Origin of the sequence: Delftia sp. ZNC0008, assembly GCF_000799035.1 — a bacterium.
In the GTDB taxonomy this organism is placed as follows: domain Bacteria; phylum Pseudomonadota; class Gammaproteobacteria; order Burkholderiales; family Burkholderiaceae_C; genus Comamonas; species Comamonas tsuruhatensis.
This window is the reverse complement of record NZ_JTKZ01000431.1, coordinates 1-1,056: the sequence shown is the minus strand read 5'-3', so window position 1 is coordinate 1,056 and position 1,056 is coordinate 1. Positions and strand designations below refer to the sequence as shown.

The window sequence follows — 1,056 nt, the reverse complement described above, 5'->3', positions numbered from 1 at the left end:
GTTTGGATGTCGCCGACCACCGTCTGCGCGGGCAGCAGGCGTTCGAGCAAGCCTGTGGCGCCGGCGCCCAGCCAGTGGTCACTGGCCTGCAGCAGGCCGGCCACCCAGGCGCTTTGCAGTTGCAGCCCTTGCACGCTGGCGCCTTCGCTGGCGGGGCCGCGCCGGGTGACGAGCACGCGGCCATCGGCCAGGGTGCGGCTGTGGACCCGGCCGTCCGGGCCATAGCGCGTGGCGGTGCGGTAGGTATGCTCGGCCTTGCCGTCGGGCGTGGCCAGCGCAATGGTGCGTGCCAAGGGGCGGCCCAGGGCGTCGTATTCGATGGACTCGCGCTGCCAGTTGCTGTCGATGGTCTGCAGCAGCCGGCCCTGGTAGTGCAGCCGGGTTTGCGAGGAAGAGCGACGATCTGCGCCGGGCGCCGCTTCGTAGCGCTTGGCCAGCAGACGCCCGCTGGGGGCGTACTGGTAGTGGGTGCTGCTGCCGTCGGCGCGGGTGTGCACCCGCAATTGATCGGCTTCGTTGTAGCGTGCGCTTTGGCGGCCATGATCGGCAAGCTGGAGCCAGACGGTGCGGCCGAAGTCGTCGTGCAGGGCCTGGCGGCGTTCGGCGGGTTGGGTGCTCCGGGATTTGCTGGTGATCTGCTCCATCGCCGCGCTGGCCGGGCCTTGCAATGCCAGCCGTACCGCCCCATCGGGCGTTTGCGACAGGCTGGCATGGAGACTGCCGTTGTCCAGCCAGCGCGTGCGGGTGTCGTCGCCATCGGTGTGCTGGAGCAGCTCGCCCGCGTCGCCGTAGGTGTAGCTGTCCAGGCGCCCATCGGGCAGCAGGCGGTGGCTCAGGCGCCCTTGCGCATTCCAGCCGTAGTAGGCCGCACGTTCGGGGAGGTCCTGGCCTTCGCGGTACAGGCCCAGCCGCTTGATGCGGCCTTCGCTGTCGCGTTCGATCTGGCCCCGGTTGCCCAGGCCATCGAGCCTAGCCTGGGTGCTGCCCTGGTAGGCCCAGGTGATGCTGCGGCCTGCCGTGTCGATGGCCTGGCTGGGGCGGCCCAGGGCGTCGTGG

Annotated in this window: 1 pseudogene; it reads right to left on the bottom strand. The window is 70.5% G+C overall.

Going from position 1 to position 1,056, the window contains the following annotated elements:
• Positions 1 to 1,056, bottom strand: a pseudogene (locus L995_RS14150) (DUF6765 family protein); the annotation flags it as partial.